A 22232-nucleotide genomic window follows, 5' to 3' on the forward strand; every position below is an offset into this window, starting at 1 on the left:
GGGCGTTCCGGTGGGTTCGGGGGCGGGGGTGTCGAGGCGGTCGAGCTGGTCGTCGATGGCGGCGGCGAGGGCGTCGTCGGGTGCGGGCAGCAGGTCGAACCAGCGGGCGATGAGGCGGCGCTCCTCGTCGCTGCGGCCCCACAGGGCGATGGCGAGGTCGCGCAGGGCGGCGCGGCCATCCTGGCCGAAGCCCAGGCGCAGGGCCTCGATGCCGTCCAGGTAGTCGCGCACGCCCACCGGCACGCCGTTGGCCTTGAGCTCACGGAACAGCCCCAGTAGCAGGGGCGGCAGGGTGTGGGTCACCGCCCGGCCTCGTCGTCGGTGCGGGCGCGGTAGCGTTCGATGTCCTGGCGGATCTTGAACAGCACGGCCTGATCCACCGCGTCGAGGGCGTCCACCGACACGGCTTCGGCCTTGCGCTGCTGCCAGTGGAGCACGCGCACCCAGTCGACAAGCTCGGAGGTGGCGGGGAGCTTCTGCATGCCCAGCTCGCGACCGCGCTCGCGGATGCGGCACAGGCGCTCGACGGCGCCGGTGATGAGTTCGTCGCTGATGGTCTCGGCCCGGGCGTCGAGGTTCTTGCGGACGATCTCGGCGAGCATCACCGGATCATTGGCGGGGAAATCCAGCTGCACGTACAGGCAGCGGCGCAGGAAGGGCTCGGGGAGCTGCTTCTCGCGGTTGCTGGTGATGAGCACGATGGGGCGCACGCCGCCCTCCGGGCCGGCCACGTGGCGGCCGTGGCCGCGGGCCGCGCGGCAGGCGTCGTCCTCGGTACGGGGCAGGTCTTCGATGTCGAACTCGAAGCGGTCGAGCACGTCGAGGAGATCGTTGGGGAAATCGATGTCGGCCTTGTCCACCTCGTCGATGAGCACGACCTGGGGCTGGCCTTCGCGGATGGCGTGGCCGAGGGGCTCCAGTTCGATGTAGGGGAAGACCTGGCGGGCGTCGGTGTTGGCCGGGTCCTGGGCGTCCTGGAGGCGGCGCAGGGCGTCGAAGCGGTAGAGCAGATCCTTGGCCTGGCTGGTGCTCTTGACGGTCATCACCGTGAGCCCGACGCCCAGCTCTTCGGCGATGGCGCTGGCGAGGCGGGTCTTGCCGCAGCCGGCTTCGCCTTCGACCAGCAGCGGCCGGCCCAGGCGGATGGCCAGGTTGACGATGGTGGCGGTGTGGGGCGCGGCCACGTAGTGGGCGGAGCGCTTGCCGGTGAAGTCGGCGTAGGCGGGGGTGTCGGGCACGGTGATTGTCCTCAGCGGGCGCGGCTCCAGAAGCCGTGCAGGTTCAGGTAGTAGTACACGTCGGGTGGGTTACCGCCGGTGGTGGTGGCGTAGTTCGCGATGGCGTAGCACTCGTCTTCGTCCAGGCGGACCCCGGCGCGCTTGCGCAGAGCCTTCAGCCAGTTGCACACCTCGTGGGCGGCGATTTGGCCGAGGGGCGGCAGGGCGAGAATCTGGCGGTAGTCCACGTCGTCCGCGGCGATGTCGTCGGTGCGAAAGCCGGCGGGCGGTGGTTCGGCCAGCGGCGCGTGGTCGGCGATGAAGCAGTACAGGCGGCCTTTCCAGCCGGCGCAGCGGCTCGCCAGCGCGTCGTGCAGGGGCTGCCAGAAGCGCTGCTGGAACAGGGCGAGGCGGTTGGCCTCGCGCCCCACTGTGCGCAGGATCAGCACCACCGAACGGCCCGCCAGTCGGGTGGCGAGCAGGCCGGCGAGGGCGTCGATGGTCGGTTCGCCCAGCAGAGGCTCGCCCAACTGGCTGCAGGCCCAGCAGATGAGGGATTCCGCGCTGTCGGGTTCAGTTGGCTGGCCGTAACAGATATCCATGTCGTCCCATTCGTCGTCCCAATTGCGAAGGAATTCGACGAACTCCGGCTGGCCGTGGTTCGCAGGGCCGTGGATGAGGAAGGCCGCGGCCCGCTCGCTGCGGCGGTCGCGCAGGGCGTTCAGGGCGTCCTGGAGGGCGTCGATTTGGGTCTTGCGGCCGATCCGCCCCAGCTCGTCCCGGTTGATGTCGCCGGGGGCCTGGAAGCGCTCCCGGGGTGCGCGGCGGAGCAGCTCCTGGTTCCAATCTTTGATGCAGGAAAGCGCCTTGCCCACTAGCTGCAGCTGATTCCGGTAGGGTGCCAGAATGATCCCGCTGCCCGCCCACTGATCCACGCGCGCGAGAAACTGCTGCTGAGCTGCACGATCGGCAGCGGCCTCAGCTACGGGTTGTTTGGCGTGGATGACGTCGGCCTGATCTCGCAGGTGCTGGTCGGCCTCGCTGCCGGGGATTGGCCGTAGCACGAAGATCGGCGCCTCGCCCGGGCCCCAGCGGTCCACCGCCCAGCGGAACTCCAGCTCGGTGATTGAGTACTGCCGATTTGGCGGAATCCAACCGTAACGGTAACCGAAGAGCCCCATGTAGGCGTCGCACTCGTCCACCTTGCGCTTGCACACGTCCTCTACGAACTGGCCGCCTTCGGCCCAGTTCTCCTGGAGGAAGACCTTGGCCTGCTCGATGTTGTCGTGGATGAAATCCCGCACGGCCTCCCGGTATGTCCGGCAGTCCTGGGCGGTGGCGCTCAGGAAGATCTGCCGGATTTCCGGGATGTCGGCTTCGTGGGGCATGGCGCGGTGGGCGGTGGAGGTGGTTTGTCGTCGCCCTCAAGAATATGCCAGCCCGCGCGCCAGCGCACGGGGCTATATCATCCGCCCATCCTTTCTTCCGGACAGCGGCACCATGCGCATCGGCATCGACCTCGGCGGCACCAAGATCGAAATCATCGCCCTCGGCGACGGCGGTGAGGTGCTCGCCCGGCGGCGGGTGGCGACGCCCCAGGGCGACTATCCGGCGACCCTCGCGGCGGTGGCCGGGCTGGTGGCGGCGGTCGAGGACGAGCTGGGCCAGCGCGGCAGCGTGGGCGTGGGCATGCCGGGGGCGCTGTCGCGGCGCACCGGGCTGGTCAAGAACGCCAACTCCACCTGCCTGATCGGCCAGCCCCTGCAGGGCGATCTGGAGAACCTGCTGGGCCGGCCGGTGCGCCTCGCCAACGACGCCAACTGCTTTGCCCTCTCCGAGGCGGCGGACGGTGCGGCGGCGGGGGCGGACGTGGTGTTCGGGGTCATCATCGGCACCGGCGTGGGCGGCGGCATCGTGGTGGGCGGTCGGGTGCTGGAGGGCCCCAACGCCATCGCCGGCGAGTGGGGCCACAACCCGCTGCCCCTGCCGTCTGGCGCCGATCTGCCGCTGCCGGCCTGTTACTGCGGCCGCGCGGGTTGTGTGGAAACCTACCTTTCCGGCCCCGGTCTGGCGGCGGATCATCTGCGCATGGCGGGGGCGGCGCTGTCGCCCGCCGAGATCGTCGCCGCTGCGGCGGCAGGCGAGGCAGACTGCGCGGCGACCCTGGCACGCTACGCCGACCGGCTTGCGCGGGCGCTGGCGGGGGTCATCAACCTGCTCGACCCCGACGTGATCGTGCTCGGCGGCGGGCTTTCGAACATTGATGCACTTTATGACGAAGTGCCCCGGCGCTGGCTGCCGCACGTGTTTTCGGATGGGGTGTCGACCCGGCTGGTGCGTGCTGCCCACGGCGATTCGTCCGGCGTGAGGGGCGCGGCCTGGCTCTGGCCGGCTTGACAGGCGGGCGATCGGGCGCACAATGGGGGACGTTTGATTTTGTGGCCAGATATTTCAGCGAGATGAATGCGCCGATAAGAGCAGTTTATGTCGGAACCCTCCGCGCCCTGCCCCCCGAAGGGCAGCAGACCGGCATGTTCAAGTCGCCGGTGGGCGGCCCGGTTGCGGTCGGCCTGAATGGCCTCGCCGGTGACATGCAGGGCGACCGCCGCGTCCATGGCGGCCCCGAGAAGGCGGTGCATTACTACCCGGCCGAGCACTACCCCCTGCTGGCGGCGCGGGTGCCGGCCATCACGGCGAGCCTCGTGCCCGGCGTGCTGGGCGAGAATCTCTCGGGGATTGGCCTTACCGAGGCGACGGTGTGCATCGGCGACATCTACGCCGCCGGCACCTGCCGCCTGCAGGTGAGCCAGCCGCGCCAGCCCTGCTGGAAGATCAGCCACCGCCTCGAACACGACCCCATGTCGCGGCTGATCGCCGACCTGGGCTGTACCGGCTGGTATTTCCGGGTGGTGCAGGAAGGCGCGATCCGCGCCGGCGATGTGCTCGAACTGGTCGAGCGTCCGGCCCCCGGACTGACCCTCGCCCGCCTGTGGACAGCCCACTCGGCCCATCGCCCCGACGCAGCCGAGCTCACCCGCCTGTCCGAGGCGGCGGGGCTCAATGCCGACTGGGCCCGCCGGCTGCGCGAGCGCGCGGCTTGGTTGCTTGACTCTCCCGGCCGCTAGGCTACAAAAAGAATTCGGTCCGCCCGACCTCTCCACGAGATCCCGATCATGCTGCCAATGCCCACTTTGCCGATTTCCCCCGCCGCCTGTTCGCTACCTGTCGCCGAGCTGTTCGGGCGCGTGTGGCTGGCCCAGGTCGATCTGGCCCAGCGCATGCAGTTCCTGGCTTTCCGCCTGTCCATCGGGCTGCTCGAAAGCCACGCACGCAAGCATATCCAGCGGGTGGACGAAACCTTCTACGCGGCCGATCTGGCGGAGGTCGAGGAGCGTACCGTGCTGCTGATGGAGGCCGGCAGCGAAGGCGTGGTGACGATCATGCGCACCTACATCGAGGAGCTCACCCAGGCGCAGATCTGCTGTGTGGCGGCGAGCTTCCGCCCGGTCATGCAGGACGAGGCGGCGGCGCAGTTGCTGGCCTTCACGCCGCCCACGCACGTGCCGGCGGCTGGCCGGGTGCGGCGCCGGGCGCGCATCAACGCAGGGGAATGACCACCGGCGGCAGGCCGATGGTGATGGCGGGCGCGCTCGGGTAGGCATAGACGGGCGCGGGCCGATAGACGACCGGCCGTTCGATGACCATCGGCGGCGGGGCCATATAGACCGGCGCCGGCGCATAGGCGTAGCTGCCCCGGTAATCGTGGTAATGACGCGGGTGATGGTGGTGGCGTTCGCCCCAACCCCGGCCCCGGTCGCCATGGGCGCTGGCGGGCAGCGCCATGCCGAAGGCCAGGCTGCCGAGCACGGCGGCGGCGATCATCTGACGGGTGTTGCGCATCTGGCTTCTCCTCGGGTCCCGGGCGAGTTACCCGGCTGAGCCAAGAATAGCCGGCGCGGGGCGGCGCCCCGGCGGGGATTTGTAAGTGAATCTGTGGCCTGGCGACGGCTATTCCCCGTCGCCACCGGGCGCGGGGCGGGCGAAAGCTTACATTTTGTCGCCGTCGCGGCGCTGCTCCAGCTGACGCATCGCCACCATCCGCTGGCGCCAGCCTTCGATGGCCGCGGCCAGGGCGACCTGGCTGATCGGCTTGGGCAGGTAGTCGTCCATGCCGGCAGCGAGGGCGGCGTCCCTCTCCTCGGTCATTGCGTCGGCGCTCACCCCGATGATGTAGGTGGTGGTGCCTTTTTCCCGCAGCGCCTGGGTGGCGGTGAGGCCGTCCATTCGCGGCATGCGGGCATCCATGAAGATCAGGTCGAAGCTGCGCTCGGCACAGCGGGTGAGGGCGTCCTCGCCGTTGGCGGCGAAGGTGATGTCCTGGGCGCCGAAGTGTTCGAGCATCCGGGCGATCACGGTGCAGTTGATGGGGTTGTCCTCGGCCACCAGAATGCGCGTGCCCTGGCGCAGGATCGGCCGCGGTGCGCTGGTGCTGCCGGCGACCGTCTCGTCGGCGCCCGCCTCGAGCCGGATGGTGAACCAGAAGCGCGAGCCGACGCCTTCCTCGGAGTCCACGCCGATCTCGCCGTCCATCAGGTCGCACAGCATGCGGCAGATGGACAGGCCGAGGCCGGTGCCGCCGTAGCGGCGGGTGGTGGACATGTCGGCCTGCTCGAACGGGGTGAAGATGTTGCGGCACTTGTCCGGGGCAATGCCGATGCCGGTGTCGGTGACGCTGACCTGCAGCTGGATCTGCCCGCCTTCGCGCTCGCCCACCGCCACCATCACGTCGATGCGCCCGCTGGCGGTGAACTTGAAGGCGTTGCTGACCAGATTGACGAGGATCTGGCGGACGCGGATCGGGTCGCCCAGCAGCACGTGGGGCACGTCGCTGGTGACCGCGGTGGCGAAGGCCAGGCCCAGTTCGACGGCCTTGGGGCGGAACAGCTTGTCCACGTCGCTGACCACCTGGCGCAGGTCGAAGCTGATCTTCTCGAGGTTGAGCTTGCGGGCCTCGATCTTCGAGTAGTCGAGGATGTCGTTGATGATCGACAGCAGGGCTTCGCTGCTCGACAGGATGGTGGTGATGTAGTCCCGCTGCTCGTCGCTCTGGGGCGTCATGCGCAGGAGCTGGGCCATCCCGATGATGCCGTTCATCGGGGTGCGGATCTCGTGGGACATCATCGCCAGGAAGTCGCTCTTGGCCTTGCTGGCGGAGGTGGCGGCGTCGCGGGCGGCGATCAGGGCCTGCTCGGCCTTGTGGCGTTCGGTGACGTCGGTGATGCAGAACACCCGGCCGATCACCTCGTCGTCGTGGCGGGCGGGGCGGGAGCTGGCCTCGAAGATGCGCCCGTCGCGCAGGGGCAGGGTGTCGAAGGTCTCGCTGAGATCCTGGCTGTGGGTGGTGAGCAGGGTGCGCAGGGCGGCCGGGTCTTCGACCGCGTGGATCAGGTGCTCGAGGATGGCCTGGTCGTCGTGGCGGGCCAGCAGCGCCTCGGGCAGCCCCCACAGGCCGGCGAGGCGGCGGTTCATGTTGGCGATGCGGCCGTTGCCGTCGAGCACCAGGATGCCGTCGGCGGTGGCTTCGAGGGTGGCCCGCAGGCGGGAGGTCATCTCGGCCAGTTCGTCCTCGGCGCGGCGCTGGGCGCCCACGTCGGTGGCGCACACCAGGATGCCCTCGGGCAGGCGGCGGACGGTCTTGCGGGCTTCGAGCAGGTTGCCGTCGGCACGCCGGTACAGGCCCTCCATGGTCTGCTCTTCGGTGATGCCGCCGGTGCGCACCTCTTCCCAGAAGAACACGTCGGAGAGCGCGCATTCGATCTCGGTGATGGGCAGGCCGGCCAGCGCCTCCACGGGCTGGCCGAGCAGGCGCGCGGTGGCCGGGCTGGCGGCGAGGATGGTGAGGCTGGCCGGGTCGACCAGCAGCAGGATCTCCCCTGCGGCGCCGAGCAGGATGTCCTGGTAGCGGCTGTTCATGGGTTGCGTCCCTGCCGGGAGTCGGCGTCGAAGTAGTAGGTCACGCGCTTGCGGGGGCTGAGGTATTCGTACACGTCGGGCGGCAGGTGGATCGGGCGCAGGGCCTTGGCGATGTTGATGTCGGGCTCCTGTTCCAGGTCGAGCATGATCGCCTCGTCGCGGGGGATGTCCGGGTCGAATACGGTGACCCACGGGCGCAGCGGCTTGACCGGATTGACCGAAGAGACGAGCGCCAGCGCGTCATTGGACAGGCGCACCACCGAGCCCGGCGGATACACGCCGAGGCTGCGGATCATCACCTGCAGGGCCTGCCCGTCGAACTTGCTGCGGCGCTGGGCGAACATCATCGACAGGGCCTCGTGGGGCGTCAGGGCCTTGGCCAGATCGCCCGGGTTGCACAGGTTGTCGTAGTAATTGACCAGCGCCACCAGGCGGGCCAGCGGGTCGATCTGGTCGCCCTTCAGGTGGCGCGGGTAGCCGCTGCCGTCGGCGAGTTCGTGGTGCTGGGCGATGATGCGCAGCACCGGCTCGGGCAGGCCGAGCTGCTTGCCGAGGCGCACGCCGTATTCGCAGTGCAGCTCGCGCAGGTTGCGTTCGGGGGTGGTGAGCTCGTGCCGGGCCCGGGCCACCCGCTCGGGGATGTCGGCGAGGCCCACGTCGTGGAGCAGCGCCCCGACGCCCAGCAGCTGGCTCTGGCTGCGGGAGAAGCCGAGATCCTTGGCCAGCATCATCGACAGGATCGACACGTTGAGGCCGTGGAAGTAGGCCTCCTCGCCGGCGGCGTGCTCGCCCATCACATGCAGCGCGGCCTCGGGCTGGTCGAGGAAGGCGACGACCATCTGGTTGACCAGCTCGTCCACCTCTTCGAGGCACTCCTTGGGGCGGGAAAAGAGGTTCTTGTTGATGTTGCGCATCACCCCGGCGGCCTTGACGAAGGCTTTCTCGACCTCGATGACCTGACGCTTGCGCTGGGCCAGGCGGGCGATCCGCTCGCGCTTGGCGGCGAGGGCCGCGCAGGTGGCGGGGTCTTCCTCGACCGGTGGCGGGGGCGGCGCCGCGGGGGCGGCCGGCGCCGTGCCGCGGGGCTGCACGTCGGAGCGTTCGGGGTCGTAGCGGAAACGGGTGACGCCCAGCTCGCGCAGGGTCTTCAGCTGGTCCGCCGAGCGGATCTTGAAGCTGTTGAAGCTGAACGGGTGGCTGAACCACGGCAGGTCGAGGTGGACGAACAGGCCGACGCACAACTGTTCGGGCGTGACGAGATGGTCCTGGGGAGGCTCGGGCGGCATGGTGCGGGCGGCGAGGGGCAATGCCCAATTTTCGGCGGGGGCGCCAGGAAGTTTAGTGCACCGGAAAAAGCGGTGCGCGGTTTGTGGCATCGTTCACGCCCGCTTTCCGAAAGTGCGCCCATGCACCTCGATGCTACCGGCTGGATCGTCACCGCGGTCGCCATCCTGCTTACCGGCATTTCCAAGTCCGGCCTGGGTGGCGCCCTGGGCGGGCTGGCGGTGCCTTTCATGTCCCTGTGGATGTCGCCGCGGGACGCGGTGGCGGTGATGCTGCCGGTGCTGATCGCGATGGACCTGTTCGGGATCCGCGCCTGGCGGGGCAAGGCCGACTGGGCCGAGCTGCGCCTGCTGTTGCCGGCGTCGCTCGTCGGCATCGCGCTGGGCACGCTGGCCTTCGGGGTGATGTCGGACCGGATGGTGAAGGGCGCGGTGGGGCTGATCGCGGTGGTGTTTGCCGCCGACCGGCTGCTGCGCAAGCCGAAGGCCGAGGCCCACACGGCGCCGCTGCCGCGTCTGGCCCGGCTGTGTGGCGTGGGGGCGGGCTTCACCAGCACCCTGGCCCACGCCGGCGGGCCGCCGCTGATGATCTACCTGCTGACCCGCGGCCTGCCGCGGCAGGCGTTTGCGGCGACGTCGGTGTTCTTCTTTGCGGCGCTCAACCTGGCCAAGCTGCCGTTCTATCTGGGGCTGGACCTGTTCACCCGCGACACCCTGGTGATGTCGGCGATGCTGTTGCCACTGGTGCCGGTGGGGGTGTGGACGGGGATGCGCCTCCTCCAGCGCATCCCGGAGCGGCCGTTCTACCTGTTGGCGACGGCGGCGCTGGGGCTGTCGGGACTCAAACTGCTGTGGGACGCCGTGGCCGGATAGGCGGCGGGGGCGGGGTGTTCGAGCCAGCGCAGCAGGGTGATGAAGAGCTGATCCGGGTTGGCGGGCTTGGGGATGAAGTCGTTCATGCCGGCATCAAAGCAGGCCTTGCGATCTTCGTCGAAGGTGTTGGCGGTCATCGCGACGATCGGCGCCCGGGCGCAGGGGCCGGGGCGGGCGCGGATGGTGCGCGTGGCGGTGAGGCCGTCCATGATCGGCATCTGGACGTCCATCAGGATCAGGTCGTAGGCGGTGTCGGTGGTCATCCGCACGGCTTCGGCGCCGTCGGGGGCGAGGTCGACCTGCAGGCCGAGCTCGTTGCGGAGCAGCTCGAGGCTGACTTCCTGGTTCACCCAGTCGTCTTCCACCAGCAGCAGGCGGCGGTGGCCGTGTTCGCTGCGCAGCCGCCGTTCGGCTTCTTCTGCGGTGAGCTCGACCGGCGCTGCGCCGCTGGTGTCGCCGGGCAGCACGCCGACCCGCAGGGTGATCCAGAAGGTGCTGCCGTGGCCCGGCTCGCTCGTCACGCCGATGTCGCCGCCCATCAGCCGCGTGAGGCGGCGGCAGATGGCGAGGCCCAGCCCGGTGCCGCCGAAGCGCCGGGTGACGGAGCCGTCGGCCTGCTCGAAGGGGTTGAAGATGCGTTCCTGGTCGGCCGCGGTGATGCCGATCCCGCTGTCCTGCACCTCGATGTGGAGCAGGGCGCCGCTGGCGTGCGCGTCGGTGAGGCGGGCGCGGATGACGATCATCCCGGCGCTGGTGAACTTCACCGCGTTGCCGACGACGTGGGCGAGCACCTGCTGGATGCGCAGCGGATCGCCGATCAGCGGGCGGCCGGCGAGGTCGGGGTCGATGTCCAGCTGCAGGCCGAGGCCCTTGCCTTCCAGGCTGGCGCCGAGCAGGTCGATGACCCGGTGAACGAGTTCGTCGATGGCGAAGCGGGTCTGCTCGATGGCGATCCGTTCGGCGTCGATGCGGGCGAGTTCGAGCACGTCGCCCAGCTGCTGGAGCAGGTGGGTGGCGGCGCTGGAGATCTTGTCGAGGCGGTCGTGCTGGGCGGGATCGGTGTTGTTGCGGTGGAGCAGGTGGGTGAGGCCGATGATCGCGTGCATCGGGGTGCGCAGCTCGTGGCTCATGTTGGCGAGGAAGCTGCTCTTGGCCCGGTTGGCGGCTTCGGCGGCCTCCTTGGCCACCGAGAGGTCGGCGGTGCGGGCGGCGACGAGCTCCTCGAGGTGGTCGCGATGGCGGGTGAGCTCGGCCTCGGCGGCCTTGCGCTCGGAGATGTCGCGCACGCTGGCGTAAAGGTAGTCGGTGCCGTCGGCGCTGACCAGGCTGGCGACCACCGCCACCGTGATCTCGCTGCCGTCCTTGCAGCGGTGGATGGATTCGAAGACATCCGAGCCATTGGCCCACACCCGATTCCACAGGGCGCTCCAGCTGGCTTCGCTGATGTCCGGCGCGATCTCGGGCACGCGCAGGGTGAGCAGCGCCTCGGCCGGATAGCCGAGCAGCCGGCAGGCGGCGGGATTGACCCGCACGATGCGGGCGTCCGGCAGCACCCAGAAGGCGGCATCCGGCGATTTGTTGATGGAGATGGTGGCGAGGGCGAGTTCGCGGTTCTTGGCGGCGAGGTCGGCGGTCTGGTGATCGACCTGGCGCTGGATGATCCAGTTGCGCCCGGTGAGGCTCATGAAGAGGGCCTGCAGCAGGGTGGTGAACAGCAGGCCGGCGACGCCCACGGCCCAGGCGTTGAGGGAGCGCTGGGATTCGAGGTAGCGCTCGTCGGCGCTCACCTTGAGCAGCCATTCCCGGTCGCCGAAGGCGAGCTTGTGCTCCCACTGGTGCGCCGGCTTGCCGCTGCTCACGGGGGATTCGCCGTTGTCGAGGCGGCGCACGCTGCCCAGGGCGTAGGGATCGACGAGGGATACGTTGAGGCCGGTGGGCAGGGTGTCGCGCAGGGCGCGCTCGACCAGCTGCCCGATCTGGATGATGGCCACCGCAAAGCCCCGGAGCTGGGTGCTGCCGGGCTGCAGCACCGGCGCCAGGGTGAGCACCGCCACCTGGTTCTCCTGGACCAGCAGGATGGGGGCGGTGACGAAGATGCCGCTGCGCTGGCCGAGGGCCCGGTTGACCGCATCCCAGCGGATCGCCTCGGAGGCGATGTCGAAGCCGATGGCGCGCTGGTTGCTTGCCGCCGGGGCGATGAGGGTGACCGGCACGTAGGTGTCGCGCTTGCCGGCGCGCTGCAGGATGCCGTCGACGCTCCGCTCGGTGATCTGGAAATCGGTGCGGCCGAGCTGACGGCCCATGGCGGCCTCGAAAACAGCCCGGTCGGCATCGCGCACGAAGGTGTTGAAGCTGAGGGCGTGGAGATCGGGGTTGTTCTGCAGGGGCGACCGGGTGAAGGCGTTGAAGCGGCTGTCGGTGAGGTCGGGCGTGACCTCGATGAAGCTGCGCAGGGACTGCAGGACCTCCCGGTGGCTCAGCAGGCGGTCGCTGATGTGCTGGTGGATGCGCAGGCCGTCGCTCTGCAGGTGGTGCTCGACCTCGCTGCGCTCCCAGTTCGAGGCGGCGTGGAAGGCCGCGGCGGCCATCGCCAGGGTGGCCGCGACGGGGATCACCATGCGCCGCCGCCGGGCCTGCCAGAGGGGATCGTTGGTGAGCAGGAAGCACAGGGTGAGCGGAGTGAAGGTGAGCACCCCGAAGGCGTCGCCGGCAAACCAGTTCCACCACGCAAAGGGCAGCGCCGGCCGGCTGAGCACGCCGGTGAGGAACAGGCTGAGGATGCCGATGGTGGCCGACACCAGACACGCCAGCGGGCCGCCCAGCAGCAGGAAGCGGAACACCGCGGTGGCGTTGTCGAGGGTGCGCCATTCGTCGCCCTGCCAGCGCTGGATCAGCGCCCGGCCCAGCCAGGCCTGGGCCGTTGCGCCGCTGGCGATGGCCATCGCGGCGATGGTGTCGGCGGTGCTCAGGGACGAATTGACGTAAGCCAGCAGCAGGTGCAGCGCCATCGAGCCGATCCACACCCCCGGCAGCGCCGGGACGCCCAGGTAGAGCACCGCCGCCAGTGCCAGGCCGGCAGCGGGGAAGACGGGGCTGGCGTAGCCCCCCGCCACGGCCAGCCCTGTCGCCAGCCAGCCGAGGGCGATATACGCCAGGCTGATCAACAGGTTGTGCGTCACGGCGGTGGGAAAGGGCGAAGACGGAGGCATGGTCCGGATATGACGGGATCGAACTGTCGACGGCGCGCCAGCATGAAGGCTTTATACGTGATTACAAAAAACCCGCTGTGCATTACTGCCCACCGCGGCGCATGTTTCGTCACGGCGCGGCCGCGGTGTTCAGCGGGTCAGCCGGCCGCCCCGTTTACGGGTGCCGACGCCGGCCAGCGCGGCCAGCCCGGTGCTGCCGTGGGCATGACAGATGGCGCAGGCCAGCGCGTCGGCGGCGTCCGGCGAGGGGCTTGCTTCGAGGGCCAGCAGGCGCTCGACCATGTGGCAGACCTGCTCCTTGGCGGCCTTGCCGTGGCCGACCACCGCCTGCTTCACCTGCAGCGCGGTGTACTCGGCCACCGGCAGGTCGTGGGATACCGCGCCGCAGATCGCCGCGCCCCGGGCCTGGCCCAGCAGCAGGGTGGATTGCGGATTGACGTTCACGAAGACGATCTCGACCGCCACCTGATCGGGCTGGTAGGTGGTGATGACCTGGCGCACCCCGTCGAGGATCACCTTGAGGCGCTCGGGCAGGCTGCCTTCTCCGCTCTTGATGACGCCACTGGCCACGTAGCGCAGCTGGCTGCCGAGGGTGTCGATGACGCCGAAGCCGGTGTGGCGCAGGCCCGGGTCGATGCCCAGGATGCGCGTGGCGACGCTGGTGGAGGCGGCGGGCGCGCTCATTTGCGGGCCAGCCACACGCCGAACACGGTGATGCCCATGCCCACCAGCGCGAGGCCGGTGAGGGTCTCGCCAAAGGCCGCCCAGGCGATGAGGGCGGTGGTGGGCGGGGTGAGGTAGAAAAGGCTCGCCACATTGACCGCGCTGCCGCTGCGGATCAGCAGGTTGAGCAGGCTGATGGCGCCCACCGACAGCACCAGCACCAGCCACAGCAGCGCAAAGACGAACTGGCTCGACCAGTCGATCACCATGGTTTCGGTGCTGGCGGCAAATGCGCTGCTCACCAGCAGGCAGGGCACGAACTGGATCACCGCACCGGTGCGCAGGTCGAAGCGGGGGCAGAAGCGCTTCTGGTAGAGGGTGCCGGCGGTGATGCCGGCCAGCGCCAGCAGCGCCGGGACGAGCATCGCCTGCAGGCCGTTGCCACCGGCCACCGCCACCACCTTGCTCGATACCACCAGCCCCACGCCGCCGAAGCCCAGCACCAGCCCGGCCCACTGGCGTGGCAGCACCCGCTCGCCCAGCAACAGCCCGGCGCCGAGGGCGGTGAGGAGCGGCTGCAGCCCGACCACCAGCGAGGTGATGCCCGCCGGCAGACCCTGGTGGATGGCCGAGAACACGCCGCCCAGGTAGAGGGCATGCACCAGCAGCCCGGTGATGCCGATGTGCAGCCACTGGCGGGGCTCGGCCGGCCACGGGGCGCGGGTGGCGAGGGCGACCAGGCCCATCAGCCCGATCACCAGCCCGTAGCGCACGCACAGGAAGGTGATGGGCTCGGCGTAGGGCAGGCCGTACTTGGCGCCGATGAAGCCGGTGCTCCACAGCAGGACGAACAGGAGGGGATAGAAGCGGGTCACGACGGATGGCGATTGGGGCGTGGGGCGGGCGGTGGGGCCCGCCGGTCGGGGGCGGTCAGGCGCCCGGGTGCTTGGCGCGGTACATGCGGGTGGAGGCGGAGACGATGATCTGGACGTCTTCGGGCGGAATGTCGGGGAGCTGGTCACGCACCACCCGGTAGGCCAGGTGCTCGAGGGTCTGGCCGTTCCAGGCATTGCCCGGGTCGAAGAAGGGCTCGATGATGAGGTAGGCCTTGTCGACCAGTTCGCGCAGGGAGAGGTTCTTGCGACGTTCGGGGGTGATGCTCATGGCGTGGCTCCGGGGCAGACGACGATGGATGATAACCCGCGGCTCAGGCCGGGTCGGGCCGGCGCGCGGGCGGTGCATACCAGTTATCGGGCGCAACGCGTTTTTCTGTTGCCGGATCGGCGATGTAGTGGGGTGACATGATCTGCACGCCGTATTCGTTGAAGACATCCTGGATGTTGGCGTGCAGCCGCGACAGCAGCTGCGCCCGCGGCTCGGCGCCGACCGGGGTGGCGTGCACCACCAGGCAGTATTCGGGGTAGAAATCCGACAGGGCGGTCTGGAAGATGCGCGGGGCGGGGTCGGTGGAGATGCCGGGGGTGCGCCGGGCGGCTTCGGTGAGCATCGCCTCGACCTGTCGCCAGGGGGTGTCGTAGCCGATGGTGACGGTGGTGTCGAGCATGAAGCCGCGTCCGCCCTGGGTGCGCGAGTAGTTGCGGGTGGCGTTGCCGACGATCAGCGCGTTGGGCAGGGTGATCTCGGCGCCGCGGCCGGTGCGCAGGCGGGTGTTGAACAGGCTGATGGCGACGACGGTGCCTTCGTGCTCGCCGATGCGCACGTATTCGCCGGAGCGCAGGGTGCGCGAGTACATCAGAATGAGCCCGGCGGCGCCCTGGCCGACGATGCTCGACGCGCCCAGCGACACCATCAGGCCGATCAGCACCGACATGCCCTTGAAGGCTTCGGTCTGGGCGCCGGGCAGGTAGGGGTAAGCCATCACCAGCGCGAAGATCCAGATCAGGATGTTGGTGATCTTGCGAGTCGGCTCGACGGTGTCCTTGTCGAGCCAGCCGAGGCCCGCGTTGTTGCCGGCCGCGTGGTCGAACACCGGCTTGAGCAGCCCGACCACGGCACGGGCGACCAGGAACATCAGCAGCGCGATGAGCAGGTTGGGCAGCGTCTGCAGGATGCCGACCCCGAGCCTGCCCAGCACGCCCAGCAGGTAGTCGTCGAGGTTCTCGCCCCACGCCCGGGTGTATGGAAAGCGCGCCAGGATGCGGGCCAGCCAGGTGTAGGCGAGCAGGGCCGCAAGCAGCCAGAACAGCGCCCGCGAGAGCCAGCCCACGGCGGCGAGGATGCGGTCGCGGCGGATCAGCTCGGTGCCGCCCAGTTTGAGCCGCTCGGCCTGGGCGTCGATGGCGGCGGCGAGGCGTCGGGTGATCCACGCCTGCAGCCGGCCGAGCATGTAGAGCAGGGTGATGAACACCAGCGTCGCTCCGGCCGATACCGCCAGCCCCTCGGCCAGGCTGCGGCTGTCGCGGCTCTCGCGGGACTCGGCAACGACGGTGCGCAGCACGGCGACGGTCTTGTCGGTGAGGGCGGCGAGGGTCTCGCCGGCGAGCTTGTCGGTGTCGTCGGGGGTGAGCACGAAGGCCAGCTGGCCGTCGATAAGGAGGATGTTGCCCACGGCGTTGGGCTGCACGACCACGTCGTCACTGGTGGCCCGTTCGAGGATCGCGCTGATCGTCGCCTGCCCCCGCTCGGCCCGCTGGCGGGGGGATGCGCCGAGGAACTTGGCGCGAAAGCGCACGATCGTGCGGTTCATCAGGATCAGGTCGGCCTCTTCGACTGCCGGGGCGTCGGCGGCCGGTGCCGGAGCTGGCGCGGGTGCGGCCGGCGGCGGCGCAGCCTGTCGGGCGGCCTGGGCGCCGGGGGCGAGGATCAGCATCAGCGCCGCGCAGATCGCCAGCACAAGGCGGATCAGGCTGCAGGAAAGCGGGTTGGGGCGCAGGGGAGCGGATGGCATGGCGGAGGCCTCGCGCTTGGGTCAGGTGGGCAGGCTAGCCGGGATTGATCGGGAATGCCCCGACATCATAGCCGCGTGGAGGCGGTTCGGCGGCGGGTGCCGACATCCCGCTTGTGTCGCGAGGCGAATTCGGCGAAAACGTCGCCGGTTGCCCCCGTCGATCGCGCCGGGGCGCCCATGTCCAACAAGGAGCTCCCGATGCGCTACTGGCTGATGAAATCCGAACCCGACGACGTCTCCATCGACGACCTGGCCCAGCGCCCCGGCCAGACCGTGCCCTGGTACGGCGTGCGCAACTACCAGGCGCGCAACTTCATGCGCGACGGGATGCAGGTAGGCGACGGGGTGCTGTTCTACCACTCTGGCTGCGCCGAGCCGGGCGTCGCCGGCATCGCGAAGGTGGCGAGCACCGCCTACCCGGACGCCACCCAGTTCGACCCGGCCAGCAAGTACTTCGACCCTAAATCCACGCCCGAAAACCCCCGCTGGGTGCACGTGGACGTCGCTTTCGTGAAGAAGACGCGGCTGGTGGGTTTGCCCGAATTGCGCAGCCACCCGGAACTCGAGAACATGCGCGTCCTCGCCCGCGGCAACCGGTTGTCCATCACGCCGGTCGAGCCGGCCGAGTGGCGCTTCATCGTCGGGCAACTGCTCGGCGCAACGGATCTTCAGGACTGGAAATGAACATCGGAATCGAATGGCTGGCCGCCTATCTCGCCCTCGGGGCCTTCGTCGGCTTCTTCGCCGGGCTGCTCGGCGTGGGTGGTGGGGCGATCATGGTGCCGATGCTCACCACGCTGTTCGCCGCCCAGGGCTTTCCGAAGGAGCACATGGTGCATCTGGCGCTGGGCACTTCGATGGCTGGCATCGTGGTCACCTCGATCTCCAGCCTGCGCGCCCACCACGCCCACGGCGCGGTGCGCTGGGACATCGTCAAGGGCATCGCGCCGGGCGTGCTGGCGGGCACCTTCGCCGGCACCTTCGTGGCGTCCCAGGCGCCCACCAAGCCGCTGGCGATCTTCTTTGCGTGCTTCACCGCCTACGTGGCGGTGCAGATGATCCTCAACGTGAAGCCCAAGCCCACCCGCGAGCTGCCGGGCACCGCCGGGCTGATCGGCGTGGGCGGGGTGATCGGCGCGATCTCGTCGCTGGTGGCGATCGGCGGCGGATCCCTGTCGGTGCCCTTCATGACCTGGTGCAACGTCAAGGTGCATAACGCCATCGGCACCTCGGCCGCCATCGGCCTGCCCATCGCCCTGGCCGGCGCGCTGGGCTACCTGATCAACGGCTGGTCGGTGCAGGGGCTGCCCGAGTGGTCGGTGGGTTTCGTCTACCTGCCGGCGCTGGTGCTGCTGAGCCTCCTCTCCAGCCTCACCGCGCCCATCGGCGCCAGGCTGGCGCACAAGCTGCCGGTGGCCACGCTGAAGAAGATCTTCGCCGGCGTGCTGGTGCTGCTGTCGGCCAAGATGCTGCACACCGTGCTGGGGAGCTGAGCGCCTAAAGTGGGCGGGTTTCTGTCCGTGAACCTTCCGACCTATACCGTTCGGGTGGTTCCATGTCCGCAGCCAATGTCCGCCTCCAGCTCCAGTTCGATCTCGAACTGGCCGTCCCCGCGTCCGTGGCCGCCCTCGACCACGCGCGGCTTTGCCAGAAGCTGGCCGAACTGCTGGGGCCGACGGTGATCCAGGGCCTGCCGGTCATCGCCGGCAAGCAGCTGGCCAAGGCCGAGGTGCGGGTCGTCAAGCACCACCACCGGCTCGACGCCCAGGCGAGGGCGGTTGCCCGCATCGAGCCCGCGCGCATCGTCGAGGCCGCGCCCCATCTCACCGACGCCGAGGTGGCAACCCTGGCCGCCCGCGCCGCCGCCCGGCTGCCGGCCGCCGAGGCGGACCAGGCGGGCTACCTGCGCAGCCAGGCCCTGGCCCTCGTCAATGAATACCGGCTGGTGGGCTGCCGGGTGGATGCGCTGCTGTCGAACGGCAAGCCGACCCAGATCGAGGGCAAGCTCAACCTCACCAACGGCCACATCTTTCTGGATTCATCCCATCGCCAGACCCGCCTGCAACAGGCCCAGGGCCCGCTGCGGGTGGCGGTGGGCGAAACCGACGTGGTGCTGGCCGCAGAATGCTCCGGCCACACCCTCACCGGCCCGGTGCTGGATGTGGCGGTGAAGCAACTGGTGCCCCACCGGGCCGCGCTGCTCGCCCGCTGGCAGGCGGGCTAAGGAGGCCGGGCCTCAGCGCCCTTTGAACACCGGCGAACGCTTGCCCAGGAAGGCGTCCAGGCCTTCCTTGTAGTCATCGGTGGCCAGAAAATCGAAGGCGGCGCGTTTTTCGTCGGCCGTGAGGGGCGTGCCCTTCATCAGGCGATGCACCCACTGCTTGTGCCAGCGGGCCACCAGCGGCGCGCCCTTCACGATGCGGCCGGCGGTGGCGAGGGCTTCCCTTTCCACCTCCTCGTCGTCCACCACCCGGGTCAGCAGGCCCTTGGCGAGGGCTTCGCGGGCGCTCAGGATGCGGCCTTCGAGCAGGATCTCCAGCAGCACGGCGGGGCCGACGAGTTCCAGCAGGCCGGCCATCTCGCCCGGGTACATCGAAAAGCCCAGCTTGTTGATCGGCGCGCCGAAGCGGCTCGATTCGCCCGCGATGCGGATGTCGCAGCAGCCGGCGATCTCCACGCCGCCGCCGATGCAGGCGCCCTGGATCATCGCCACGGTGGGCACCGGGCAGGCGCGGATGGCGTCGAGGGCGGCGGCCACGAGCTCCTCGTGATAGTGCAGGGCGTCGTCCACGGTGGCGCGCACGACCAGGAATTCCTCGATGTCGCCGCCGGCCGCGAAGGCCTTGTCGCCGGCGCCGCGCAGCACCACGCAGCGCAGGCCGGGGTCGGCGTTGAGTTCGCTCATCCGGCGCTGCAGGCCGCGCCACATGCCGGCATCGACGGCGTTGAGCTTGTCCGGGTTGGAGAGGGTCAGGGTGGCGATGCCAGCATCCTGGCAGAAGAGGATTTCTCCGGGCATGGGTGGGCGGTTCCGTCGGCTGGGGTCGATAAAATTATTTGATGCGGTGCAAAAATATTTCCATACGGCGTGGTATGGAGTCTTCTGTATGTTATATCATCCGGTTGGGCGTTGTACTGGCGCGGCTTCGCCCTGCGAGAAGCACCCATAAAAAATATTCGCTCTGATCGCCGTTTGGGTCCAACAGGCAGATCGCGCCACATTCAATGACTTTCCAAAGGGAGGGAAATCATGTCGAGCACCTCGTCTCAGAGTGCGGTCTACGCACGCATCAGACGCAACCCGCGCTTTGCCGAACTGGTGTCCAAGCGCCAGGGCTTTGCCACCATCCTGTCCGTGATCGTCCTGACGATCTTCTACGGCTTCTTCATGGTCGTGGCCTTCCAGCCGCAAGTGATCGGCAAGCGTCTGTCCGAAGGTTCCTACCTCACCGTCGGGATCGCCTTCGAGCTGTTCATGTTCATCTTCTTCTGGGTGCTGACCGCGGTCTACGTGAAGCGCGCCAATGGCGAATTCGACGAGATCACCGCCGAAGTCATCCGTGATGCATCCAAGGAGGTGAAGTAATGCTGGCCCGTCTGAATCTCGCGCTGCTGGCGCTCCTCGCGCCGGCTCTGTCGTTTGCCGGTGATGCGATCTCCGCCACCGAAAAGCAGCCGCTCAACCTGCACGCTATCGGGATGTTCGTGCTGTTCGTCTCGATGACCCTCGGCATCACCTACTGGGCGGCTGGCCGCACCAAGTCGGCGTCCGACTTCTACACCGCCGGCGGCGGCATCACCGGCTTCCAGAACGGCCTCGCGATCGCCGGCGACTACATGTCCGCCGCAACCCTGCTGGGCCTCACCGCGCTGGTCTACACCAAGGGCGTCGATGGCTACATCTACATGATCGCCTTCTTCGCCGGCTGGCCCATCATCCTGTTCCTGATGGCCGAGCGCCTGCGTAACCTGGGCAAGTTCACCTTTGCCGACATCACCTCGTACCGCCTCAACCAGGGCAAGGTGCGCACGATGGCCGCGGTGTCCTCGCTGACCGTGGTGTGCTTCTACCTTGTGGCGCAGATGGTCGGTGCCGGTCAGCTGATCAAACTGCTGTTCGGTCTGGACTACAACATCGCCCTGTTCGTCGTCGGCGCGCTGATGATGGTGTACGTCACCTTCGGCGGCATGGTTGCCACCACCTGGGTGCAGATCATCAAGGCCTGCATGCTCCTCGCCGGCGGCACGCTGGTGATGGTGCTGGCCATGTCCCAGTTCGGCTTCAGCTTCGAAAACATGATGAGCCAGGCGGTGTCGCTGCACTCGCTGGGCGAGAAGCTGCTGTTCCCGGGCTCGCTGCTGCCGGATCCGGTCACCGCCCTGTCGCTGGGCCTCGGCCTGATGTTCGGTACCGCCGGTCTGCCGCACATCCTGATGCGCTTCTTCACCGTGACCAACGCCAAGGAAGCCCGCAAGTCGGTGCTCTACGCGTCCGGTTTCGTGGCCTACTTCTTCAACGTCATCCTGCTGATGGGCTTCGCGGCCATCATCATCGTCGGCCAGAACCCCGAGTTCTTCGAAGGTGGCAAGATCGGCGGCAAGATCGTCGGTGGCGGCAACATGATCGCCATGCACCTGGCCAAGGCCGTGGGCGGCAACCTGCTGCTGGGCTTCCTGTCGGCCGTGGCCTTCGCGACCATCCTGGCCGTGGTGTCCGGTCTGGCGCTGGCTGGTGCGGCGGCCATCTCCCATGACATCTACGCCCGCGTGATCCGCAAGGGCAAGGCGACCGAGACCGAAGAGCTGCGCGTGTCCCGTTTTGCTTCCGTCGGCCTGGGTCTCGTGGCCATCGTCCTCGGCATCGCCTTCGAGAAGATGAACGTGGCGTTCATGGTGGCCCTGGCCTTCGGTATCGCCGCTTCCGCCAACTTCCCGGTGCTCATCCTCTCCATGTACTGGCGGGGTCTGACCACCCGTGGCGCGATCGCGGGCGGTTACGCCGGCCTCGTGGCTGCGGTGCTGCTGGTGGTGTTCTCCAAGTCCGTGTGGGTCACCGTGCTGGGCAACGCCCAGGCGCTGTTCCCGTACGACCAGCCGGCCCTGTTCTCCATGCCCCTGGCCTTCCTGATCACGTTCATCGTGTCCAAGCTCGACAATAGCGCCGAAGCCCAGGCCGAGCGTGCTGCGTTTGAAGACCAGTACGTGCGTGCCCAGACCGGTTTTGGTGCTGCCGAAGCCAGCAGCCACTGATCCCGATGCGCCCTTTGGGGCGCAGGGTCAAACAAAAACCCCCGCCGGGCGACCGGACGGGGGTTTTGTCTTTCTGGCGCCGGGGGTTATGTCAGGCCGTGCTTTCCTTGCGGGAGGCGATCTTGGCCAGGGCCCGGCGGCCGCTGGAGATGTGGTCGCGCATCGCCCGTTCGATGCCGGTGGCGTCGCGGCGGCCAAGGGCCTCGAGGATGAGCCGGTGCTCGGCCAGGGATTGTTCCAGCCGGCCCTCGCTGAACAGCGAGTGGTGCCGCGACAGCTTGATGACCTTGCGCAGGTCGGTGATGGTCTGGGTCAGCCAGCGGTTGTCGGCGATCAGCTGGACTTCCTGGTGGAAGGTCTGGTTGGCCTCGAAGAAGCCGTCGATATCCTTGTCGGCGGCGGCGCGCTCCAGGTCGTCGTGGATGCTGCGCAGGCGGGCGAGGTCTTCCTCGGTGGCCTTGTGGGTGGTGTCGGCGGCGCACTGGCCTTCGAGGAGCGACAGCACGGTGAAGATCTCGTCCAGATCGCGCTCGGAAATTTCCGTCACGTAGCAGCCGCGGCGCGGTTTGAGCGTCACCAGGCCCTCGGCGGCAAGCACCTTGAGGGCTTCGCGCAGCGGCGTGCGGGAGATGCCGTAATCGGCGGCGAGGGCCTGCTCATCGACCCAGGTGCCAGGGGGGAGTTCGTGGGCAAAGATGCGCTGGCGCAGGCGTTCGGCGACTTCCTGGTAGAGGGCGAGGGGGGCGATGCGGCCGGCGTTCATGGAGGATGTGGAGTTGTAGGTGGATGAGGTGGTTTCGGGTATTGCATCCATAATTATGGATAAAGTATTATCCCGTGGATAGCAAGTCAAGTT

At 68.7% G+C, this 22232-nt stretch carries 22 protein-coding genes; 9 read left to right on the plus strand and 13 right to left on the minus strand.

Annotated features, from left to right (window positions below; genetic code table 11):
* From QQK25_RS17345 to QQK25_RS17355, 3 genes are all read right to left on the minus strand, one after another.
* On the minus strand, positions 1-303 hold a 303-nt coding region (locus QQK25_RS17345; protein WP_284189061.1), incomplete at its 3' end, for a hypothetical protein.
* Entirely contained in the window at positions 300-1238 is a 939-nt protein-coding gene (locus QQK25_RS17350; RefSeq protein WP_284189062.1) for an AAA family ATPase, read from the minus strand. The genes QQK25_RS17350 and QQK25_RS17345, both read right to left, overlap by 4 nt.
* Positions 1239-1249: 11 nt before the next feature.
* Positions 1250-2605: a DUF4062 domain-containing protein gene (locus tag QQK25_RS17355; protein WP_284189063.1), complete on the minus strand. Its 1356-nt coding sequence runs from the start codon at positions 2603-2605 to the stop codon at positions 1250-1252.
* A gap of 112 nt (positions 2606-2717) precedes the next feature.
* Here QQK25_RS17355 and QQK25_RS17360 point away from each other — a divergent pair, with 112 nt between their 5' ends.
* From QQK25_RS17360 to QQK25_RS17370, 3 genes are all read left to right on the plus strand, one after another.
* Positions 2718-3614: an ROK family protein gene (locus QQK25_RS17360; protein ID WP_284189064.1), complete on the plus strand. Its 897-nt coding sequence runs from the start codon at positions 2718-2720 to the stop codon at positions 3612-3614.
* 134 nt (positions 3615-3748) lie between these two features.
* Positions 3749-4342, plus strand: coding sequence for an MOSC domain-containing protein (locus QQK25_RS17365; RefSeq protein WP_306664092.1), 594 nt, complete (start codon positions 3749-3751; stop codon positions 4340-4342).
* Between the two features lie 48 nt (positions 4343-4390).
* Positions 4391-4831 (plus strand): hypothetical protein, encoded by a 441-nt coding sequence (locus tag QQK25_RS17370; protein ID WP_284189066.1) that lies wholly within the window; start codon positions 4391-4393, stop codon positions 4829-4831.
* Here the strand turns inward: QQK25_RS17370 and QQK25_RS17375 are convergent.
* From QQK25_RS17375 to QQK25_RS17385, 3 genes are all read right to left on the minus strand, one after another.
* Entirely contained in the window at positions 4815-5117 is a 303-nt protein-coding gene (locus tag QQK25_RS17375; protein WP_284189067.1) for a hypothetical protein, read from the minus strand. The genes QQK25_RS17370 and QQK25_RS17375 overlap by 17 nt on opposite strands.
* Positions 5118-5264: 147 nt before the next feature.
* The gene (locus QQK25_RS17380) at positions 5265-7190 is read right to left on the minus strand and encodes a PAS domain-containing hybrid sensor histidine kinase/response regulator (protein WP_284189068.1); all 1926 of its coding nucleotides are present in this window, start codon (positions 7188-7190) and stop codon (positions 5265-5267) included.
* A complete protein-coding gene (locus tag QQK25_RS17385) occupies positions 7187-8497 on the minus strand; it encodes a cyclic di-GMP phosphodiesterase (RefSeq protein ID WP_284189069.1) in 1311 nt (436 codons plus the stop codon). Before QQK25_RS17385 ends, QQK25_RS17380 begins: the two co-directional genes overlap by 4 nt.
* A 99-nt stretch (positions 8498-8596) precedes the next feature.
* Between QQK25_RS17385 and QQK25_RS17390 the strand changes: the two genes are divergently transcribed.
* Positions 8597-9346 carry a sulfite exporter TauE/SafE family protein gene (locus tag QQK25_RS17390; protein WP_284189070.1) on the plus strand — a complete coding sequence of 250 codons (750 nt, stop codon included), beginning with the start codon at positions 8597-8599 and terminating at the stop codon, positions 9344-9346.
* Here the strand turns inward: QQK25_RS17390 and QQK25_RS17395 are convergent.
* From QQK25_RS17395 to QQK25_RS17415, 5 genes are all read right to left on the minus strand, one after another.
* The gene (locus QQK25_RS17395) at positions 9277-12555 is read right to left on the minus strand and encodes a CHASE domain-containing protein (protein ID WP_284189071.1); all 3279 of its coding nucleotides are present in this window, start codon (positions 12553-12555) and stop codon (positions 9277-9279) included. The two genes, QQK25_RS17390 and QQK25_RS17395, sit on opposite strands and share 70 nt — an antisense overlap.
* A 129-nt stretch (positions 12556-12684) precedes the next feature.
* Positions 12685-13239: a crossover junction endodeoxyribonuclease RuvC gene (ruvC, locus tag QQK25_RS17400; RefSeq protein ID WP_284189072.1), complete on the minus strand. Its 555-nt coding sequence runs from the start codon at positions 13237-13239 to the stop codon at positions 12685-12687.
* Positions 13236-14093, minus strand: coding sequence for a DMT family transporter (locus QQK25_RS17405; RefSeq protein WP_284189073.1), 858 nt, complete (start codon positions 14091-14093; stop codon positions 13236-13238). Before QQK25_RS17405 ends, ruvC begins: the two co-directional genes overlap by 4 nt.
* A 55-nt stretch (positions 14094-14148) precedes the next feature.
* On the minus strand, positions 14149-14382 hold the full coding sequence (locus QQK25_RS17410; protein ID WP_284189074.1) for a hypothetical protein: 234 nt from the start codon (positions 14380-14382) through the stop codon (positions 14149-14151).
* A gap of 43 nt (positions 14383-14425) precedes the next feature.
* Positions 14426-16126: a mechanosensitive ion channel family protein gene (locus QQK25_RS17415; RefSeq protein ID WP_284189075.1), complete on the minus strand. Its 1701-nt coding sequence runs from the start codon at positions 16124-16126 to the stop codon at positions 14426-14428.
* A 177-nt stretch (positions 16127-16303) separates the two neighbouring features.
* Between QQK25_RS17415 and QQK25_RS17420 the strand changes: the two genes are divergently transcribed.
* The 3 genes from QQK25_RS17420 to QQK25_RS17430 all read left to right on the plus strand — a co-directional run bounded on the left by QQK25_RS17420 (position 16304) and on the right by QQK25_RS17430 (position 18350).
* Positions 16304-16810: an EVE domain-containing protein gene (locus QQK25_RS17420; protein WP_284189076.1), complete on the plus strand. Its 507-nt coding sequence runs from the start codon at positions 16304-16306 to the stop codon at positions 16808-16810.
* Positions 16807-17619: a sulfite exporter TauE/SafE family protein gene (locus QQK25_RS17425; RefSeq protein ID WP_284189077.1), complete on the plus strand. Its 813-nt coding sequence runs from the start codon at positions 16807-16809 to the stop codon at positions 17617-17619. The genes QQK25_RS17420 and QQK25_RS17425 overlap by 4 nt, the downstream gene beginning before the upstream one ends.
* A 62-nt stretch (positions 17620-17681) precedes the next feature.
* Positions 17682-18350 (plus strand): hypothetical protein, encoded by a 669-nt coding sequence (locus QQK25_RS17430; protein WP_284189078.1) that lies wholly within the window; start codon positions 17682-17684, stop codon positions 18348-18350.
* A 12-nt stretch (positions 18351-18362) separates the two neighbouring features.
* Here QQK25_RS17430 and QQK25_RS17435 read toward each other — a convergent pair whose 3' ends face one another.
* Positions 18363-19145 (minus strand): enoyl-CoA hydratase/isomerase family protein, encoded by a 783-nt coding sequence (locus tag QQK25_RS17435; protein WP_284189079.1) that lies wholly within the window; start codon positions 19143-19145, stop codon positions 18363-18365.
* A 231-nt stretch (positions 19146-19376) separates the two neighbouring features.
* Between QQK25_RS17435 and QQK25_RS17440 the strand changes: the two genes are divergently transcribed.
* Both QQK25_RS17440 and QQK25_RS17445 read left to right on the plus strand, forming a co-directional pair.
* Positions 19377-19712 carry a DUF485 domain-containing protein gene (locus QQK25_RS17440; RefSeq protein ID WP_153160796.1) on the plus strand — a complete coding sequence of 112 codons (336 nt, stop codon included), beginning with the start codon at positions 19377-19379 and terminating at the stop codon, positions 19710-19712.
* Complete coding sequence (locus tag QQK25_RS17445; protein ID WP_284189080.1) at positions 19712-21376, plus strand: cation acetate symporter; 1665 nt, start codon at positions 19712-19714, stop codon at positions 21374-21376. The genes QQK25_RS17440 and QQK25_RS17445 overlap by 1 nt, the downstream gene beginning before the upstream one ends.
* Positions 21377-21467: 91 nt before the next feature.
* On the opposite strand, the gene QQK25_RS17450 is transcribed toward QQK25_RS17445, so the two are convergent.
* On the minus strand, positions 21468-22139 hold the full coding sequence (locus QQK25_RS17450) for a GntR family transcriptional regulator (protein WP_153160794.1): 672 nt from the start codon (positions 22137-22139) through the stop codon (positions 21468-21470).
* Between the last annotated feature and the right edge of the window lie 93 nt (positions 22140-22232).

It is taken from the genome of Zoogloea oryzae (assembly GCF_030161255.1).
GTDB classification, from domain to species: domain Bacteria; phylum Pseudomonadota; class Gammaproteobacteria; order Burkholderiales; family Rhodocyclaceae; genus Zoogloea; species Zoogloea oryzae.

Bases quoted from the DNA above. Each gene is read 5' to 3' on its own strand.
- QQK25_RS17390 (WP_284189070.1), top strand. From the start codon at position 8,597: ATGCACCTCGATGCTACCGGCTGGATCGTCACCGCGGTCGCCATCCTG.
- QQK25_RS17380 (WP_284189068.1), bottom strand. From the start codon at position 7,190: ATGAACAGCCGCTACCAGGACATCCTGCTCGGCGCCGCAGGGGAGATC.
- QQK25_RS17440 (WP_153160796.1), top strand. From the start codon at position 19,377: ATGTCGAGCACCTCGTCTCAGAGTGCGGTCTACGCACGCATCAGACGC.
- QQK25_RS17430 (WP_284189078.1), top strand. From the start codon at position 17,682: ATGTCCGCAGCCAATGTCCGCCTCCAGCTCCAGTTCGATCTCGAACTG.
- QQK25_RS17415 (WP_284189075.1), bottom strand. From the start codon at position 16,126: ATGCCATCCGCTCCCCTGCGCCCCAACCCGCTTTCCTGCAGCCTGATC.
- QQK25_RS17450 (WP_153160794.1), bottom strand. From the start codon at position 22,139: ATGAACGCCGGCCGCATCGCCCCCCTCGCCCTCTACCAGGAAGTCGCC.
- QQK25_RS17360 (WP_284189064.1), top strand. From the start codon at position 2,718: ATGCGCATCGGCATCGACCTCGGCGGCACCAAGATCGAAATCATCGCC.
- QQK25_RS17395 (WP_284189071.1), bottom strand. From the start codon at position 12,555: ATGCCTCCGTCTTCGCCCTTTCCCACCGCCGTGACGCACAACCTGTTG.
- QQK25_RS17435 (WP_284189079.1), bottom strand. From the start codon at position 19,145: ATGCCCGGAGAAATCCTCTTCTGCCAGGATGCTGGCATCGCCACCCTG.
- ruvC (WP_284189072.1), bottom strand. From the start codon at position 13,239: ATGAGCGCGCCCGCCGCCTCCACCAGCGTCGCCACGCGCATCCTGGGC.
- QQK25_RS17375 (WP_284189067.1), bottom strand. From the start codon at position 5,117: ATGCGCAACACCCGTCAGATGATCGCCGCCGCCGTGCTCGGCAGCCTG.
- QQK25_RS17420 (WP_284189076.1), top strand. From the start codon at position 16,304: ATGTCCAACAAGGAGCTCCCGATGCGCTACTGGCTGATGAAATCCGAA.
- QQK25_RS17445 (WP_284189080.1), top strand. From the start codon at position 19,712: ATGCTGGCCCGTCTGAATCTCGCGCTGCTGGCGCTCCTCGCGCCGGCT.
- QQK25_RS17410 (WP_284189074.1), bottom strand. From the start codon at position 14,382: ATGAGCATCACCCCCGAACGTCGCAAGAACCTCTCCCTGCGCGAACTG.
- QQK25_RS17370 (WP_284189066.1), top strand. From the start codon at position 4,391: ATGCTGCCAATGCCCACTTTGCCGATTTCCCCCGCCGCCTGTTCGCTA.
- QQK25_RS17425 (WP_284189077.1), top strand. From the start codon at position 16,807: ATGAACATCGGAATCGAATGGCTGGCCGCCTATCTCGCCCTCGGGGCC.
- QQK25_RS17365 (WP_306664092.1), top strand. From the start codon at position 3,749: ATGTTCAAGTCGCCGGTGGGCGGCCCGGTTGCGGTCGGCCTGAATGGC.
- QQK25_RS17355 (WP_284189063.1), bottom strand. From the start codon at position 2,605: ATGCCCCACGAAGCCGACATCCCGGAAATCCGGCAGATCTTCCTGAGC.